Origin of the sequence: Mycobacterium sp. NPDC006124, from assembly GCF_040614235.1 — a bacterium.
Classification (GTDB): domain Bacteria; phylum Actinomycetota; class Actinomycetes; order Mycobacteriales; family Mycobacteriaceae; genus Mycobacterium.
Genome location: NZ_JBEXUA010000006.1, coordinates 246,567 through 264,224 on the forward strand (window position 1 = coordinate 246,567; position 17,658 = coordinate 264,224).

Here is a 17,658-nt window from a genome sequence, read left to right on the forward strand (position 1 = left end):
CCAGCTGGCCCCCGTCCGATTGCCAGCTCAGCTGGCGGACACACTCCGGCCGCTGCTGTGCAGGTCGTTGCACGCCTCGACCACGCGCTCGGACATCGACGCCTCGGCCTTCTTCAGGTAGCTGCGCGGGTCGTAGACCTTCTTGTTGCCGACTTCGCCGTCGATCTTCAGCACGCCGTCGTAGTTGGCGAACATGTGCCCGGCCAGCGGACGGGTGAACGCGTACTGCGTGTCGGTGTCGACGTTCATCTTGACCACGCCGTACTTCAGCGAATCCTCGATCTCGGACTTCAGCGAGCCCGAACCGCCGTGGAAGACGAAGTCGAACGGCTTGCTGCCCTCGGAGAGCCCCAGCTTGGCCGCGGCGACGCGCTGGCCCTCGGCGAGCACCTCGGGGCGCAGCTTGACGTTGCCGGGCTTGTAGACGCCGTGCACGTTGCCGAACGTGGCGGCGAGCAGGTACCGGCCGTGGTCACCCGCGCCGAGCGCCTCGATGGTCTTCTCGAAGTCCTCGGCGGAGGTGTAGAGCTTGTCGTTGATCTCGGCCTCGACGCCGTCCTCCTCGCCACCGACGACGCCAATCTCCACCTCGAGGATGATCTTGGCCTCGGCCGCGAGCTTCAACAGTTCCTTGCCGATCTCGAGGTTCTCGTCGATCGGCACGGCGGAGCCGTCCCACATGTGTGATTGGAACAGCGGGTTGGCACCCTTGGCGACGCGCTCGGCCGAGATGGCCAGCAGCGGACGTACGTAGGTGTCGAGCTTGTCCTTGGGGCAGTGATCGGTGTGCAGCGCGACGGTGACGTCGTACTTGGCGGCGACCACGTGGGCGAACTCGGCGAGGGCCACCGCACCGGTCACCATCTCCTTGACACCCAGGCCCGAAGCGAATTCCGCTCCACCGGTGGAGAATTGGATGATTCCGTCACTGCCGGCGTCGGCAAAGCCCTTGATCGCGGCGTTCACCGATTCAGAACCGACGCAGTTGATGGCGGGGAATGCGAAGGAGTGCTCCTTGGCACGGTCCAGCATCTCGGCGTAGACCTCGGGAGTCGCGATGGGCATGTCAGTTTCCTCTCGGCATTCGTCCGGGTTCGTAGAGGAGTATCTCAACCGCCGCCGGGTCGCGGCACCTCAGGGTTGAGACGGCTCCGTCGCGGGTGACAGGATTCGTCCCGACAGTTCGAGCAGCGCTCGATGCAGGTCCTCGTCGTCGATGTCGGCCAGCTCCGGATCTGCGGCGGCCCGGCCCACCCCGGAACAGAAGACCGAGAACGCGATCCGGTCGACCGCATCGCGGTCCGGGCCCTCCATGAGTTCGCGCAGCCGGCCCGTCACCGCGTTGAACTCGGGATCACTGGTCACCAGCGCGTCGATGGCCGGGTCGCCGTAGAACACCACCGCCAAGCTCCGATGCCGCACCACCATCTCGACGAGCCCGCTGACGGCCACGGCCCGCCGTTGACGGGCGTCGGGCAGCGCGTCGGCGATCCTGATGACCCGGGCGATGTCCTCGATGGACGGCCGGATCACCTCCAGCGCGATGCCCTCCTTGGACTGGAACTGGTAGTAGACCGCGGCCTTGCTGACCCCCACCCGGTCGGCGATCATCTGCAGCGACGTCCCGTGCACGCCGTGTTCGGCGAAGAGGGCCACCGCGGCGTCGAGGACCCTGTCACGGGCCAATCCTCGCGGTGCTACGGGTTTCGCCAATGCCTTGCCTTCGCGATGGTGGCCTGCGAGCTCTTCTGCGACCGGATGTCTCGGACGGCGGAAGTGTACGTCCGCGACGTGCCGTCCCGAGGTGTCAATCGACCATTCAACTGAAGTTAGCCGTTCGGCTTGCCCAACTCCAGCACGCCCTCTATTGTTTGACGCGCTAACCACTTGGTGGGCTGCGGCGCCAAGGCGATGAAGGGGCTTCTGTGGTCGGGATCGTCAAGCGAGCGTGGATACCGCTGCTCATCGTGGTCGTAGTGGCAATCGGTGGCGTCGTGGTCTACCGGATGCACGGATTCTTCGGATCGAACAACGAGACGACCCGTCCTGGGGCCGGCCTGGCGCAGGACGCCGAACCGTTCAATCCCAAGGTCGTGACCTACCAAATCACCGGAACGGAAGGCGCCGTGGCGACCATCAACTACCTCGACCTCGACGCGACGCCGCAGCGCGTCGACGACGCCCGCCTGCCCTGGTCGATCACGCTGAGGACCACCAAACCGTCGGCCAGCGCCACCATCATCGCCCAGAGCGACGGTGACCAGATCGGCTGCCGCGTCAGCGTCGACGACGTGGTCAGAGACGAACAGTCCTCGACCGGGGTCAACGCCCAGGTGTCCTGCCTGGTGAAGTCCGCATGACCGACCAGCAGACGATCCAACAGACCGTCCACCGCGCGCGGATTCCTCGTTTCCTGCGCCTGTTCTGCGTGCCGGTCCTGCTCGGCTGGCTGGCCCTGACGGCACTGGTCAACGTCGTGGTGCCGCAGCTGGAGGCCGTGGGAGCGGCCAACTCCACGTCGCTGACCCCGAATGACGCACCCTCGCTGCAGGCCACCCAGCTGGTGGGCAAGCTGTTCGGCGAGTACGACTCCAACAGCTCGGCGATGATCGTCCTGGAGAGCGACAAACCCCTTGGGGCACGAGACCATCAGTACTACGACGGTCTGATCAAGGATCTGGAGAAGGACAAGACCCACATCCAGCACATCCAGGATCTGTGGGGCGATCCCCTGACCTCGTCGGGATCGCAGAGCGCGGACAACCTGTCGGCCTACGTCCAGCTCTACATCGCGGGCAACCAGGGTGAGACGCTCGCCAACGAATCGGTGCAGGCAGTGCGCGACATCGTCGCCGCCCACCCACCCCCACCGGGACTGAAGGTCTACGTCACGGGCGCCGGGCCGCTGAACTCCGACCAGCAGCACGCCGGCGACAAGAGTCTGCAGTTGGTCACGGCGCTGACCTTCGTGGTCATCGTGACCATGCTGCTGTTGGTCTACCGCTCAATCGTCACGGTGCTGGTGGTGCTGCTGACCGTGGTGCTCGAATTGGCCGTGGCCCGAGGCATCGTCGCGTTCCTGGGCTATCACCACGTCATCGAGCTCTCCACCTTCGCGGTGAACCTGTTGACGCTGTTGGCGATTGCCGCCGCCACCGACTACGCGATATTCCTCGTCGGCCGTTATCACGAGGCACGCAGCTCCGGGGACGACCGCGAAGACGCGTTCTACGTGATGTATCACGGCACCGCGCACGTCATCATGGGGTCGGGTCTGACGATCGCCGGTGCCACGCTGTGCCTGCACTTCACCCGGCTGCCGTACTTCCAGACTCTCGGAATCCCGCTGGCCATCGGCATGTTCGTCGTGACGATGTCGGCGTTGACACTGGCGCCGGCACTGCTGACCATCGCCTCGCGCTTCGGCCTGCTCGACCCCAAGCGCAAGACCAAGACCCGCGGGTGGCGACGGATCGGCACGGCCGTGGTGCGCTGGCCCGGACCCATCCTGGTGGCGTCGACGGCGATCACGCTGGTCGGCCTGCTCGCCCTTCCGTCCTACAAGACCAGTTACGACGACAAGAAGTACCTGCCGGCCGACGTCGAGGCCAACATCGGCTACGGCGTTGCGGCCAAGCACTTTCCACAGGCCCGGCTCAACCCCGAGGTGCTGATGCTGGTGGCCGACCACGATCTGCGCAACTCGACGGACATGCTCATCGTCGATCGGGTCGCCAAGAACGTCTTCCACCTACCCGGCCTCGCTCGGGTGCAGACCATCACCCGTCCGCTGGGCACGCCGATCGAGGGCAGTTCCATCCCCTTCATCGTCGGCCAGCAGGGCGTGAGTCAGAAGCTCGGGCAGTCCTACGCCGAACAGCGCACGTCCGATCTGCTGACGCAGGCCGCTGACATCAACGCCCAAATCGACGTCCTGCGGCAACAGTTATCGCTGCAGAAGCAAAGTGCCGCAGCGCAACAGGAGCAGACCGACGACCTCAAGAAGACCGTGGCGGTGACCAACGACCTGCGGGACAAGATCGCCAACTTCGACGACTTCTTCCGGCCCCTGCGCAGTTACTTCTACTGGGAACCGCACTGCTACGACATTCCCGTCTGCTACACGTTGCGGTCGATCTTCGACGCACTCGACGGCATCGGCGAACTGACCGACCTGCTGGGTGAGACGACTGCCAGCCTGGACAAGCTCAACGCCCTGCAGCCCAAGCTCATTGCGCTGATCCCGCCGCAGATTGCCAGCCAGGAACGCAATCGCGACCAGATCATGACCAACTACGCCACGCAGAAGGATCAGCAGAGTCTGCAGGACCGGCAGCAGTCCGATCCCAGTGCCATCGGCAAGGCCTTCGACGACTCCAAGATCGACGATTCGTTCTATCTGCCGCCCGAGGTGTTCGACAACCCCGACTTCAAGAGAGGCCTCAAGCAGTTCGTCTCGCCAGACGGAAAGGCCGTCCGGTTCATCATCTCCCACCAGGGGGATCCGGCGACCCCGGAGGGCATCTCACACATCGACGAGATCAAGAACGCCGCCTTCGAGGCCATCAAGGGCACGCCGCTGGAGACCTCGAAGATCTATCTGGGTGGCACCGCGGCCACCTACAAGGACATGCGCGACGGCTCGAACTACGACCTGATCATCGCCGCGGTGTCGGCGATCTGTCTGATCTTCATCATCATGTTGATCATCACCAGGGCTGCGGTCGCCGCACTCGTCATCGTCGGCACCGTGGTGTTGTCGCTGGCCGCGTCGTTTGGTCTGTCGGTTCTGTTGTGGCAGCACGTGATCGGTCTCGAGCTGCACTGGCTGGTGCTCGCGATGTCGGTCATCATCCTGCTGGCGGTGGGGTCTGACTACAACCTCCTTCTGGTGTCCAGATTCAAGGAGGAACGCGCCGCCGGGCTGAACACGGGCATCATCCGGGCGATCGCGGGCAGCGGCAGCGTCGTGACCTCGGCCGGCCTGGTGTTCGCGTTCACGATGATGTCGTTCGCGATCAGCGACCTGAAGGTGATGGCCCAGGTGGGCACCACCATCGGTCTCGGTCTGCTCGTCGACACCCTGGTGATCCGGTCGTTCCTCACGCCGTCGATCGCCGCGCTCATGGGCCGCTGGTTCTGGTGGCCCCAGAACGTGCGCCAGCGGCCCGCCCGCCAACCTCAGACGGTGAGCACCATCCGGTAGCGGGCCTTGCCGCTGTCCATGGCCGCGTACGCCTCCGCGGCCTGGGCCAGTGGCCGCTCCTCCACCATGGCGCGAACGCCCGACTGCACGGCGAATGCCATGGTCTCCTCGACGTCGCGGGAGGTGCCCGAGGGGTGTCCCGCCACCGAGAGGCCCGCGTTGATGAGGTCGAGCGGGCTGATCGGCAGGTTGTCCGGCGTGACCCCGATGATGACGAGCTCGCCCTGAGGGCCGAGGCCCCCGACCGTGGCGGCCATCGCGTCGGAGTTGGCCGCCGTCGCGAGCACGACCGCCGCGCCACCGAGCTTCCCGAGCGCCTCGGAGACGTCTTCGGCGGTGGAGTCGACGTAGTGGTGCGCGCCCAGTTCCTTGGCGTCGTCCGCCTTGCCCGAACCGCGGGCGATGGCCACCGTCTCGAAGCCCATCGCGCGGGCGAATTGCACGCCCAGGTGACCGAGACCGCCGACGCCGAGCACGGCGACGAGATCACCGGCCTTGGCCTTGGTGCTGCGCAACCCGTTGAACACCGTCACGCCGGCGCAGCCCAGCGGCGCCGCCTCGACGAAGGACAAACCCTCCGGAATGCGGGCCAGCGCCGTCCAGGGCACGGTGGCCGACTCCGCGTAACCGCCCGGGTACTGCAAGCCGGGCACCTGCAGGCGTTCGCACTGCATGAACAGCCCCTTGCGGCACGGGATGCAGCGATTGCAGTTGCCGCCGAACCAGCCGACCTCGACACGGTCGCCGACCTCGAAGTCCTCGACGCCGTCGCCGATCTCGGCGATGGTGCCGGCGATCTCGTGACCAGGCGTGATCGGCCAGTTCAACCCCGGAAAGCCGCCGTTGACGAAGGCGTGATCGGTGCCGCAGACCCCGGCGGCCTTGACGGCGATGCGGACATGGCCGGGCGGCGGGGAGGTGGTCTCGACGTCGACGAGGGTGAGGTCTGCGCCGGGCTCGGCGACGTGGACGGCTCTGTGTGTGGACATGGTTCGAGATTAGTGAGGAGGCGACGACGGTGTGAGGGTGTCGGCGACATCAGCTACCGCCGGTATCCTCGGCAGCCATGACGACCACGACCCTGGCGCTGCTGCCGGACTTCCTGGATCCGCTGACGCTTCTCGGGTACTTCGGCACGTGGGCGCTCGTCGGCCTGCTGGTCGTCGTGTTCATCGAGTCCGGCGTCCTGTTCCCCGTGCTACCCGGCGACTCACTGCTGTTCGTGGCGGGCATGCTGGCGGCGGGCACGGCCGCGCAGGCCTCGACGGTGCAGACCAACTTCCACCTGTGGCAGCTGCTGCTGTTCATCCCCATCGCCGCGGTGGCCGGCAGCCAGGTCGGCTACTGGATCGGCCGCAGCCTGGGCACCTCGATGTTCAAGCCGACCAACCGCGTGCTCAAGCAGAAGTATCTCGACGAGGCGCACGCGTTCTTCGAGGCGCGCGGCCCGTTCGCGATCGTGCTGGGCCGGTTCGTCCCGATCGTCCGCACGCTGGTGCCGATCACGGCGGGTGCGGCGCGGATGAACTACGGCGTCTTCACCTTGTTCAACGTCATCGGGGCGGTGGTCTGGGGTGTCGGGCTGACGCTGCTCGGATACTGGCTCGGTCAGTTCGAGATCATCCAGAAGCTCCTCGAGCCCATCTTCATCGTGATCGTGCTGGCCTCGCTCGCCCCGATCGTCTACGAGTGGTACAAGCGACGCAAGGCGGCCAAGCGGGCCGGCGGGGTCTAACCGAGTCCCAGCGCGGACGCCAGCGTCCGCAACGCCGGCCGGGGATCTGCCGTCGGATCGCCCTGGAGCACCTGCACCACCACGTGGTCCGCGCCCGCGTCGAGGTGCGCGTGCAGCGTGGCCGCGGCGTCGTCGACCGAGCCCATTCCGACGAGCCCGCGGGCCAACCGGTCGGATCCGCCGCGCACCAGGTCGGACTCGTCGAAGCCTTGCCGCAGCCACGAGTTGCGGTAGTTGGGCAGACCGCTGTAGACGTTGAGGTGCCCGTGCGCGGCGCTCAGCTGCTCGGCGTCGTCACCGCCCACGACGACGGCCTGCTCGGAGACGATCCACTTGTCGGGCCCGAGGATCTCCCGGGTCTTGCGGGACTGTTCGGGCATCACCAGGTAGGGGTGCGCGCCGTCGGCGTGCGTGCCGGACAGCTCGATCATCTTCGGTCCCAGCGCCGCGAGCAGACGGGCCGTCCGACCCGAGCCCGGCTCGATCTGTTCTGGTACCGACGCCATCTTGTCGAGGTAGCTGCGCATGGTGGCGAGCGGTTTGGCGTAGGTGCCGCCGAAACCGTGCTCGACGAGCGGGGCGTGACTCACGCCGAGGCCCAGCACGAAGCGGCCGGGGTGCAGCGCGGTCAGCGTGCGTGCGCCGGACTCCGCGGCCGACGCGGCGCGCGCGTGGATGTTGGCGATGCCGGTGCCGACGACCAGCCGCTCGGTGGCCGCGAGGAACGCCGCCGACTGGGTCAGGCACTCCTTGCCGGTGACCTCCGGAATGAACAACGAGCCGTAGCCCAGGGATTCGATCTCGCGGGCGACGTCCTGGGCCCGGCCCATCGGCCAGGTGTCACTGGACCACCAGACGCCAATCGTGGAGGGAAAGTCGATGCGGGCGCGGGAGGTGTCGGTCACGCGTCGATGGTAAGCGGTCAACCATCGGGTTGGTCGGGCGCCTCCGGCGTCACGTCCTCGCGTGACCCTCGAACTCGGTGAGCAACTCGGGGCGATCCACGGCGCTGGGGGTGAGGACGTCGGAGGCCTTGGCGCCCAGCAGGATCCGCTTGATCGGAATCTCGAGTCGCTTGCCCGTCATCGTGCGCGGGATGCCGGGCACGGCGATCACGTCGTCCGGGACGTGCCGGGGCGAGGCGCCCGAACGAACGGCGTCGACGATCCGCGACCGAAGATCGTCGTCGAACTCCACGTCCTCGGCGCAGGCGACGAACAGCGGCATCCAGTACCCGCCGTCGTCGAGTTCGACGCCGACCACCAGGCAGTCCTGGATCTCCGCCATGCCCTCGACCGCGTCGTAGATCTCCGCGCTGCCCATCCTCACGCCGCCTCGGTTCAGGGTGGCGTCCGAACGGCCGTGCACCACCACCGAATCGCGGTCGGTGACGGTGATCCAGTCACCGTGGCACCAGACCCCGGGGTACTTGTCGAAGTACGCCGACCGGTACTTCTCCCCGTCGGAGTCGTTCCAGAAGTACACCGGCATCGACGGCATGGGCTTGGTCACCACCAGTTCACCCGCCTGCCCGACCACCGGTCGCCCGCCGTCACCCCACGCCTCGGCGGCGACGCCGAGGCAGATGGCGTTGAGCTCACCGGCCCGGATGGGCACCAGCGGCGTTCCGCCGATGAACGCGGTCACGACGTCGGTGCCGCCGCTCATCGAGATGACGGGAATCGCACGACCCAGACCTTCCTGCACCCAGCGAAAGCCGCTGGCGGGCAACGGCGATCCCGTCGACCCGACCGCGCGCAACTTCTCGAGGTCGTGGTCGCGGCCGGGACGCAGCTCCTCCTTGGCACACGCCAGCCAGTACCCGGCACCGGCACCGACCACCGTCACCTCGTGCTCGGCGACCACCTGCCACAGGTAGTCCGTGCGGCCGAAGGTCGGGCTGCCGTCGTAGAGCACGATCGTCGAACCGACGAGCAGTCCCGACACCAACAGGTTCCACATCATCCAGCTGGTGCTGGACTGCCAGAGGAACCGGTCCTCGGGCGTGAGATCGAGTTGCAGGCCGAGGTACTTCAGGTGCTCGAGCAGGACTCCGCCATGGCCGTGCACGATGCCCTTCGGCGTTCCGGTGGTGCCCGAGGAGAACAGCACCCACAGCGGATGGCCGAAGGGAACGGGGCTGACGTCGAGCTCCTCCCCTGCTCCGCGCTCGAGCACCTCGGCCCACGGCGTCGTCCCGTCCACGGGCAGGCCGAGCCGGGGCACCAGCACCGTGTCCACCAAAGTGCTCAGGCGAGAACGTATTTCGTCGAGCTCGACATGCCGGTCTCGCCCCTTGCCGCCGTACACCGAGCCGTCGCTGGCCACCAAGACCTTCGGCTCCAGTTGGCCGAGCCGCGCGACCACGCCAGCGACGGCGAGATCCTGGTTGCACACCGCCCAGGTGGCCCCGACGCTGGCCGCCCCGAGGAAGGCGACGACGGCCTCGCCGACGTTGGGCAGGTAGCCGACCACGCGGTCTCCTGGAACGACGCCGACGCTGCGCAGGTACCCCGCGAACGCCGCGGTCTCGGCCCGCAACCGGTCCCACGACCATTCCGTGAAGCCGTCCTCGCCGGCGACCACCATGGCCGGCCGCTCGTCGGTCGCGTGCCGGAAGGCCTGGGTGACGTAGTTCAGCGTCGCATCGGGAAACCATTGGGCGCCAGGCATGTCCGCATTGCCGAGCACCCGGGTGGGCGGCGTCGCCGCCTGGACGTCGAAGAAGTGCCACACCGCGTCCCAGAACCACTCGAGATCGGCCACCGAGGCGCGCCACAGGGCGTGGTAGTCGGCGAACTCACCCCGGCCGGTCTCGGCCAGCCACGCCATGAAGGACGTCACGTTGGCGTCGTCGCGGACCCGCTGATCGGGCTCCCAGCCGCCGGAGAGGAATTCGGGTGACGTCACCGGTCGGGCTCCTCGGGCACGTCGAGGAGCAGCTGCCCGGCGGGGGTCTCGTCGGCGACGGAGAAGGCCGCCTCCATGAGCATCCATCCCGACAGCTGGACCGACAGGTCCTTCTCGGGGACCTCCGAGGCGTTGACCGCGCCGTCGACGGACTGCGCGTCCGTGCCGCCGGCCTTCGGCAGGTCGGCGTTACGATCCCAGAATGCCCCGAACAGCGGCAGACCGTCGACGCTCTGCCGGAAGTCCCAGGCCGACTGAGCGGACTTGACCACCAATTCCCGTGCGGTGGCGCGCGCCGCGACGTCCTCCGGGGTGTCCTCCGGAAGCCGATTGGCCGCCAGCGCCAGATAGCGGGCCAGGATGCCGTTGAACAGACCCCCGTCTCCCCCACCCGCACCCTGGATGACACCACCCGGCGCCATCCCGTCGGCGATCGCGTCGATGAGTCGACGCGCCCGACCGGAGTGCCGGGCGTCCTGGGTGCGATCGGCGAGTTCGACCTCCAGCCCAAGGACGACGCCCTGGCAGTAGGTGTATTGCGCACGCACCAGCGAGCCGCCCTTGATCCCGTCGAACACCAGGTGGGTCTCCGGGTCGATCAGCGTCTCGTCGATCCAGTCCGACATCTGCTGGGCGCGGCGCAGCCGGTCGTATCGCGCCAGGAAGATGCCCGCGGGTCCGTTGGCCGGTGCGTTGAAGAACTGGTCCTGTTTGCGCCAGGGGATGCCGCCGCCGTCCTCGGGCACCCAGGCGTTGAGGAACTGGTTGGCCAACGTGTCGAGCGCCTTGGGCCGCTCCACCCCGGCCTCGCTGCCGGCGCGCTCCAAAGCCAGTGCGAGCCATGCCATGTCGTCGTAGTAGTCATTGGTCCACTTCAACGTGTTACGCCAGTGGTGACCCTTGATCTGGCGCTCGATGGTCGCCTTGCGCTCGGGCTGCGGGTCGCGCATCTGGGCGTCGACCAGACAGTCGAGGAGGTGAGCCTGCCACCAGTAGTGCCACGTGCCGAACGACAGGTTCTTCTTCGTGGGCGGCCAGGACACGACGCCGAGTTGGGTGCCGGGCAGCCGCCACAGCTTCCGGTAGTGCCGTTTGGCGATCGCGGCCTCTGCACTGGCCGCGCGATTGGCCCACAGCTGATCCATTGACTCTTCCCGTCGCTTCGCTCACCTGGTGGATTTCATCCTGCCCTACCAGGCGTGCGCCGTGTCGGCATGCGTCGTGATCCAGGCATGCATCGCGATTCCCGCAGCCACCGCGGCGTTGACGCTGCGCGTCGAGCCGAACTGCGCGATCGACACCGTCAGCGCGGCACCGGCCTGCGCCTCGGGGGTGATGCCCGGCCCCTCCTGTCCGAAGATCAGTAGGCAGTGACGCGGCAGACGGGTGTGCTCGAGGCGGACGGACCCCGGGACGTTGTCGACCGCGACCACCTCCAAGCGCTCGCGCGCGGCGTAGTCGAGCAGTTCGGCGGTGCTCGCGTGATGCCGCAGTCGTTGGTAGCGGTCGGTCACCATGGCACCCCGGCGGTTCCACCGGCGCTTGCCGACGATGTGCACGGTGTCGACGGCGAACGCGTTGGCGGTGCGCACGACGGCGCCGATGTTGGCGTCGTTGCCGAAGTTCTCGATGGCAACGTGCAGAGGATGGCGCCGATGGTCGATGTCGGCGATGATGGCCTCGCGGGTCCAGTAGCGGTATGCATCGACGACGTTGCGAGTGTCGCCCTCGCGCAACAGGTCTGGGTCATACCGCGGGTCGTCGGGCAGTGGGCCGTCCCAGGGGCCGACGCCGGGCGCCGTCCCCCACTCGGTCGGACCGGGCGGCTCGGGGCCGGCCTCAGTCACGGGTGGTCCACAGCGCGGCGTGGGTGCCGACCACGGCGACCGTGGCGTACAGCAGAGCCTGGTTGATCTCGCCCTGCGTGCACAGGGAGGCCCGAATCGACACCGCGTCCAGCGATGCGTCGGGCAGCACCAGCAGTGACGCGCCGTAGACCGAGCAGGCATACGACAGCCCCTTGCCGGGCAGCGTCGGCGTGACCTGCACCATGAGCGGTCCGCCGCGCCGCACCGAATCCTCCCGGTATCGCGATGCCAGCCCGCTGATGTCGAGCCCCAGCAGCATGTAACCGTTGCCGTTGAACGCGTTTGGCTCTCCGAGGGCGGTGGGGGCCAGTTGGGATCCGTCGGCGTCGAACGCGTCGACGCTGGTGGACTTCACCACCAGGCCGGTCTCGGTGTCGGCGGTGGGGCTCAACCCGACCGGGAACGACGCCCCGTAGGCGGCGATGGTGCCGGGGATGCGGTCCTGCGGCGAGTAGACGTACACCCCGCGCACCTGGGTCTGGTCCCGAAGCGGACCCAAACACACGGTGCCCGAGACCTTGTCGGGATTCGGCGAGACCGCGGGCTGCAGGCTCAGGGTCGTGACGTTCGCGCAGCTGCCCAACGCGGTGCTCTCGATCGGATGGGCCAGTGCCCCGTAGAGGCCGAACCGCAGTGAGTCGGCCCGGGCGTGCTGACCGCCGGGCTGCGACGGGGACGCGTCCACGTCGACCAGGACGTAGTCACCGTCGAACCGGAGGTTGGACGCCGAGACGTTCCAGCCGAGCACGGCCAGCGACTCACCGATCTTGGCGCCCTGGGTGGCATACGGACTCGGTTGGGGATCGTCGGAACAGGCGACCAGGGCAGCGCCAACCACGAGGGTCAGCAGCAACGCGACGACAGCGCGCACTCAGGTACGGCCCCGGCCGCGGCCGACGACCTTGGTCGCGGCCCTCACCAGACTCCTCGGCACCACGCGTCCGGCGGTGGTGAGCGCCTTGTACTGCAGACCCGGCACGATCACCACCTCACCCTTGGCCACCGCGGCCAGGCAGTCGCGCACCACGTCGTCGACCTCCAGCCACAGGAACGACGGCGTGCCGTCCATGTCGATGCCCGCTCGCTCGTGGAACTCGGTGCGCACGAAGCCGGGGCACAGCGCGTGCACGCCGACGCCGGTGCCGCCGAGACCGTTGGCCAGCCCCTCGGACAGCGAGATGACGTAGGCCTTGGACGCCGAGTAGGTCGAGCCCCGGCCCGGCAGCAGACCGGCGACGCTGGCCACGTTGACCACGGTGCCCGCACCGGCGGCCAGCATCGGCGGCAGGGCGGCCCGGGTCAGCTGCATGACGGCGGTGACGTTGACGTCGAGTTGGGACTGCAGGGTGCCGAGGTCGGCGGTCCAGAATTCACCCGACGTGCCGAAGCCGGCGTTGTTCACCAGGATTCGCACGCCCAGTGCGAGACGGTCGGCCACCTTGAGGCGGTCGTCGGCGACGGCCAGGTCGGCCGCGAGAACCTCGACGTCCACCCCGGCGTCGGCACGCAGTTCGGCGGCGAGCCGCTCCAGGCGTTCGACGTCTCGGGCCACCAGCACCAGGTCATGCCCGTCGAGGGCATATCGGCGGGCGAATCCCAACCCCAGTCCCGACGTCGGTCCGGTGATCAGTGCAACGGGTCGTGGCATGCCCGACAGGTTACGCGGGCACGCCCGGGCGGTGCGTCAGCGTTGGTAATGGGGCGACTGGCGCCCGTTGCGCACCGGCGGACGCTGCTGGGTGAAGCGGCCGACGTCACCGCGATTGGGCGGCGCGTCGGTGCGACCGGCGGGCAGTTCGGCGGGGCGTGCGGCCACCGGACGGCTGGGCGAGCCACCGCGGCGGGCGATGGCCTGGCCGGCGACGCCGCTCTGGCCGGGCTGCGGGATGGGCGGAAGGACGCGCAGCAGGTCGTTGAACTGCCGCACCACGAGCAGGCCCTCGTCCCACTGGGCGCGGGTGCTGGTGACCGGCATGCTGACGAGCGTCCAGTGCTGCTCGTTCCACATGACCTCGGCGCAGTCGGGAGCGGCGTGGGCGAAGGTCACCATGCGGCGGTCGCAGGCGCGACGGGCGGCGTCGAGGTTGGTGGAGTACACCATCCGCGGTCCAATGGCGCCGAGCAGCCAGATGTCGCTCTCGCGGGGTTCCTTGATGTCCTTGAGCCGGACGTCGACGACGACGTTGGTCCCGACCTTGCGGTGCAGGGCGATGACGGTCGCGACGTCCTCGAGGTCGAAGATGTAGACGGCTTCGCCACGGATCTGCCCGAGGACCACGTTCTTGGCGTCGACGTCGCCGACGGTGGACATCACGCCGCGCTTCCAGCGGTCGACGATCTCGCTCGACTCGTGTTCGTAGTCGAACCCGTGCGACTTGGCCCACGACTTGCGGCGGCGACCGAGGCCGCGACGTTTGTCGAGGTCGACGTACAACAACACGGCCGCACCCACGAAACAGAGTGCGGACAGTGTGAACCAAAGCGGGACCATTGAGCCCCAGCCTACTGGTTGGTACGGGTTTCGCCCGAACTCGAGTTGATCACAAACCGGTCACGCCTCGTCGCCGCCGTTCAACGGGCAGGTCGCGCAGACTGGTCTGGTGAGCGATCTCTCCGGCAAGGCCTTCCTCGTCGTCGGCGCCAGCGGCGCCCTGGGCTCCCGCATCGCGCAACTGCTGGCCGACCGCGGGGCCGACGTGTCCGTCAGCGGCCGGTCGTCCGAGGCGCTGGCCGGGCTCGGCATCGACGGCGCCCACGAGGTGGTCGGCGACTTGCGCGAACCCGATGCGCCGCGCTCGATCGTCGCGGCTGCCCTGGAGCGGCACGGACGGCTCGACGGCCTGGTGATCGCGGCCGGGATCGTGGCGTTCGGCGCGCTGACCGACGTCGACGACGACACCGTCGACGACCTCGTGCTGGTCGACTTCCTCGCCCCGCTGCGGCTGATCCGCGCCGCGCTGCCCGTGCTGGAGCGCGACGGGGTGATCCTCGGCATCAGCGCGGTGGTGGCGGAGAAGCCGATGGCCAACATGGCCGCCTATTCGGCGGCCAAGGCCGCGACGGCGGCGCTGTTCACCGCGGTGCGCGGCGAAGCACGCCGGCGCAAGGTCCGCGTCGTCGACGTGCGGCCCCCTCACACCGAGACAGGGTTGGCCGGTCGCGCGATCGCCGGCGAGGCACCCAAGCTGCCGACGGGGCTGGACCCCGACGCCGTCGCGGCGCGCATCGTCGAGGCCCTCCTGGGCACCGAGACCGACGTCCCCAGCACCGCCTTCTGAGGCGCGAGCAGAGGAATCAGCCCAGGACGAGGCCGTCGCCGTCAGCGGTGACGTTCACCGGCACCACGTCGCCGTCGTGCACGTCTCCGGCCAGCAGTTGCTTGGCCAGCTGGTCGCCAATGGCCTGCTGCAACAGCCGGCGTAGCGGCCGGGCCCCGTACAGCGGGTCGAAACCACGGTCGGCCAGCCACTTCTTGGCCGGCAGCGACACCTCGAGCAGGAGCCGCCGCTGCGCCAGTCGCTTCTGCAACTGACCCAGCTGGATGTCCACGATCGACACCAGTTCCTCGGGGTTCAGCCCGTCGAAGACGATGACGTCGTCGAGGCGGTTGATGAACTCGGGCTTGAAGGCCGAGCGCACCGCGGCCATCACCTGCTCCTCGGAACCCCCGGCGCCCAGGTTGGACGTCAGGATCAGGATGGTGTTGCGGAAGTCGACCGTGCGGCCCTGGCCGTCGGTCAGCCTGCCCTCGTCGAGCACCTGAAGCAGCACGTCGAAGACATCCGGGTGCGCCTTCTCGATCTCGTCGAACAGCACGACGGCGTAGGGCCGCCGGCGGACCGCCTCGGTGAGTTGGCCGCCCTGGTCGTATCCGATGTAGCCGGGGGGCGCACCGACCAGTCGGGCGACGGAGTGCTTCTCGCCGTACTCGCTCATGTCGATGCGGATCATCGCCCGCTCATCGTCGAACAAGAACTCCGCCAGCGCCTTGGCCAGCTCGGTCTTGCCGACGCCGGTGGGGCCCAGGAACATGAACGAACCCGTCGGCCGGTTGGGGTCGGCCACGCCGGCGCGGGTTCGGCGGACGGCGTCCGACACCGCCTGCACGGCCTTGCGCTGTCCGATGACGCGCTTGCCCAGCTCGGCTTCCATGCGCAGGAGTTTGGCGCTCTCGCCCTCGAGCATCCGGCCGGCGGGGATGCCGGTCCAGGCCTCCACGACGTCGGCGATGTCGTCGGGCCCGACCTCCTCCTTGAGCATGACGTTCTCGCGTGCCTCGGCGACGGGCAGTGCCGCGTCGAGCTTCTTCTCGACCTCGGGGATGCGCCCGTAGCGCAGCTCGGCGGCCTTGGCCAGGTCGCCGTCGCGTTCCGCCCGCTCGGACTCGCCGCGCAGCGTGTCGAGCTGCTCCTTGAGTTCGCGGACGACGTCGATGGCACTCTTCTCGTTCTGCCACCGGGTGGTCAGCTCCGCCAGCTTCTCCTTGTGGTCGGCCAGCTCGGACCGCAGCTTCTCCAGCCGGTCCTTGGACGCGTCGTCGGACTCCTTCGACAACGCCATCTCCTCGATCTCCAGCCGTCGGACCAACCTCTCGACCTCGTCGATCTCGACGGGCCGGGAGTCGATCTCCATGCGCAGCCGCGACGCCGACTCGTCGACCAGGTCGATGGCCTTGTCGGGCAGGAAGCGCGAGGTGATGTAGCGGTCGCTGAGCGTGGCGGCGGCCACCAGCGCGGAGTCGGTGATGCGGACGCCGTGGTGCACCTCGTAGCGGTCCTTGAGACCGCGCAGGATGCCGACGGTGTCCTCGACCGACGGTTCGCCGACGAGAACCTGCTGGAATCGGCGCTCCAGGGCAGCGTCCTTCTCGATGTACTTGCGGTACTCCTCGAGCGTGGTGGCACCGACCATGCGCAGTTCGCCGCGAGCCAGCATCGGCTTGATCATGTTGCCGGCGTCCATCGCGGACTCACCGGTCGCGCCGGCGCCGACGATGGTGTGCAACTCGTCGATGAAGGTGATGACCTGCCCGGCCGAGTTCTTGATGTCGTCGAGGACGGCCTTGAGGCGTTCCTCGAACTCACCGCGGTACTTGGCGCCGGCCACCATCGACCCCAGGTCCAGGGAGACGACGGTCTTGTCGCGCAGGCTCTCCGGCACGTCGCCTTCGATGATGCGCTGGGCCAGGCCCTCGACGATCGCCGTCTTGCCGACGCCGGGCTCGCCGATGAGGACCGGGTTGTTCTTGGTGCGGCGGCTGAGCACCTGGACGACGCGACGAATCTCATTGTCGCGGCCGATGACCGGGTCCAGCTTGCCCTCGCGGGCGGCGGCGGTCAGATCGGTGGAGTACTTCTCCAGCGCCTGGTAGGTACCCTCGGGGTCGGGGCTGGTGACGCGGGCGCTGCCGCGCACCTTGGTGAAGGCCTCCCGCAGGGCCTGCGGCGAGGCGCCGTGCCCCGTCAGCAGCTTGGCGACGTCGGAGTCACCGGTGGCCAGGCCGACGAGCAGATGCTCGGTGGAGACGTACTCGTCGTCCATCTCGACGGCGAGTTGCTGGGCGGCGGTGACCGCCGAGAGCGATTCGCGCGACAGATTGGGCGTCGAATTGGCGCCGCTGGCCTTGGGCAGGCGGTCGACGAGGTTGGCGGCCTCGGAGCGGATGATCGCGGGATCGACGCCGACGGCCTCGAGTAGTGGTGCTGCGATGCCGTCGCTCTGGGCGAGCAGCGCCGTCAGCAAGTGGGCGGGCCGAATCTCGGGGTTGCCTGCGGCACTGGCCGTCTGCAACGCCGAGCTGAGCGCAGCCTGGGTCTTCGTGGTCGGGTTGAACGAGTCCACGACACCTCCGTTTCTTTCGTGGAAAATGCTTGTCGCGTTGTTCAACGCCGTCAAGGTTGAGTCTGTTCCGCTCAACTCTGACGAGTTTTGGGCCGGAC

At 68.1% G+C, this 17,658-nt stretch carries 15 protein-coding genes; 4 read left to right on the plus strand and 11 right to left on the minus strand.

What is annotated here, in order from left to right; genetic code table 11:
• Positions 1 to 27: 27 nt before the first annotated feature.
• Positions 28 to 1,065, minus strand: coding sequence for a class II fructose-bisphosphate aldolase (gene fbaA / locus ABZ195_RS15155; protein ID WP_355218994.1), 1,038 nt, complete (start codon positions 1,063 to 1,065; stop codon positions 28 to 30).
• Positions 1,066 to 1,134: 69 nt separating this feature from the next.
• Positions 1,135 to 1,686, minus strand: coding sequence for a helix-turn-helix domain-containing protein (locus ABZ195_RS15160; RefSeq protein WP_355218997.1), 552 nt, complete (start codon positions 1,684 to 1,686; stop codon positions 1,135 to 1,137).
• A gap of 239 nt (positions 1,687 to 1,925) precedes the next feature.
• On the opposite strand from ABZ195_RS15160, the gene ABZ195_RS15165 reads away from it, so the two are divergent.
• A complete protein-coding gene (locus ABZ195_RS15165; protein ID WP_355218999.1) occupies positions 1,926 to 2,360 on the plus strand; it encodes an MmpS family transport accessory protein in 435 nt (144 codons plus the stop codon).
• Positions 2,357 to 5,206 carry an MMPL family transporter gene (locus ABZ195_RS15170; protein WP_355219001.1) on the plus strand — a complete coding sequence of 950 codons (2,850 nt, stop codon included), beginning with the start codon at positions 2,357 to 2,359 and terminating at the stop codon, positions 5,204 to 5,206. The genes ABZ195_RS15165 and ABZ195_RS15170 overlap by 4 nt, the downstream gene beginning before the upstream one ends.
• Here the strand turns inward: ABZ195_RS15170 and ABZ195_RS15175 are convergent.
• Positions 5,182 to 6,195: an alcohol dehydrogenase catalytic domain-containing protein gene (locus ABZ195_RS15175; RefSeq protein ID WP_355219003.1), complete on the minus strand. Its 1,014-nt coding sequence runs from the start codon at positions 6,193 to 6,195 to the stop codon at positions 5,182 to 5,184. The genes ABZ195_RS15170 and ABZ195_RS15175 overlap by 25 nt on opposite strands.
• A gap of 77 nt (positions 6,196 to 6,272) precedes the next feature.
• Between ABZ195_RS15175 and ABZ195_RS15180 the strand changes: the two genes are divergently transcribed.
• A complete protein-coding gene (locus ABZ195_RS15180; protein WP_355219005.1) occupies positions 6,273 to 6,941 on the plus strand; it encodes a VTT domain-containing protein in 669 nt (222 codons plus the stop codon).
• Here the strand turns inward: ABZ195_RS15180 and ABZ195_RS15185 are convergent.
• The 7 genes from ABZ195_RS15185 to ttfA are packed head-to-tail and all read right to left on the minus strand — an operon-like array spanning position 6,938 to position 14,210.
• Positions 6,938 to 7,846 (minus strand): LLM class F420-dependent oxidoreductase, encoded by a 909-nt coding sequence (locus tag ABZ195_RS15185; protein ID WP_355219007.1) that lies wholly within the window; start codon positions 7,844 to 7,846, stop codon positions 6,938 to 6,940. The genes ABZ195_RS15180 and ABZ195_RS15185 overlap by 4 nt on opposite strands.
• Positions 7,847 to 7,895: 49 nt before the next feature.
• Positions 7,896 to 9,851 carry an acetoacetate--CoA ligase gene (locus tag ABZ195_RS15190; RefSeq protein WP_355219009.1) on the minus strand — a complete coding sequence of 652 codons (1,956 nt, stop codon included), beginning with the start codon at positions 9,849 to 9,851 and terminating at the stop codon, positions 7,896 to 7,898.
• On the minus strand, positions 9,848 to 10,996 hold the full coding sequence (locus ABZ195_RS15195) for a glycoside hydrolase family 76 protein (RefSeq protein WP_355219010.1): 1,149 nt from the start codon (positions 10,994 to 10,996) through the stop codon (positions 9,848 to 9,850). The genes ABZ195_RS15190 and ABZ195_RS15195 overlap by 4 nt, the downstream gene beginning before the upstream one ends.
• Before the next feature lie 45 nt (positions 10,997 to 11,041).
• Positions 11,042 to 11,698 (minus strand): RNA methyltransferase, encoded by a 657-nt coding sequence (locus tag ABZ195_RS15200; RefSeq protein WP_355219012.1) that lies wholly within the window; start codon positions 11,696 to 11,698, stop codon positions 11,042 to 11,044.
• The gene (locus ABZ195_RS15205; RefSeq protein ID WP_355219014.1) at positions 11,691 to 12,590 is read right to left on the minus strand and encodes a hypothetical protein; all 900 of its coding nucleotides are present in this window, start codon (positions 12,588 to 12,590) and stop codon (positions 11,691 to 11,693) included. The genes ABZ195_RS15200 and ABZ195_RS15205 overlap by 8 nt, the downstream gene beginning before the upstream one ends.
• The gene (locus ABZ195_RS15210) at positions 12,591 to 13,367 is read right to left on the minus strand and encodes an SDR family oxidoreductase (protein ID WP_355219016.1); all 777 of its coding nucleotides are present in this window, start codon (positions 13,365 to 13,367) and stop codon (positions 12,591 to 12,593) included. It lies immediately after the preceding gene.
• A gap of 36 nt (positions 13,368 to 13,403) precedes the next feature.
• Positions 13,404 to 14,210 carry a trehalose monomycolate transport factor TtfA gene (gene ttfA, locus ABZ195_RS15215; RefSeq protein ID WP_355219018.1) on the minus strand — a complete coding sequence of 269 codons (807 nt, stop codon included), beginning with the start codon at positions 14,208 to 14,210 and terminating at the stop codon, positions 13,404 to 13,406.
• A gap of 109 nt (positions 14,211 to 14,319) precedes the next feature.
• Here ttfA and ABZ195_RS15220 point away from each other — a divergent pair, with 109 nt between their 5' ends.
• Positions 14,320 to 14,997 carry an SDR family oxidoreductase gene (locus tag ABZ195_RS15220; protein WP_355219020.1) on the plus strand — a complete coding sequence of 226 codons (678 nt, stop codon included), beginning with the start codon at positions 14,320 to 14,322 and terminating at the stop codon, positions 14,995 to 14,997.
• A 16-nt stretch (positions 14,998 to 15,013) separates the two neighbouring features.
• On the opposite strand, the gene clpB is transcribed toward ABZ195_RS15220, so the two are convergent.
• On the minus strand, positions 15,014 to 17,560 hold the full coding sequence (gene clpB / locus ABZ195_RS15225; protein ID WP_355219021.1) for an ATP-dependent chaperone ClpB: 2,547 nt from the start codon (positions 17,558 to 17,560) through the stop codon (positions 15,014 to 15,016).
• Positions 17,561 to 17,658 lie beyond the last annotated feature (98 nt).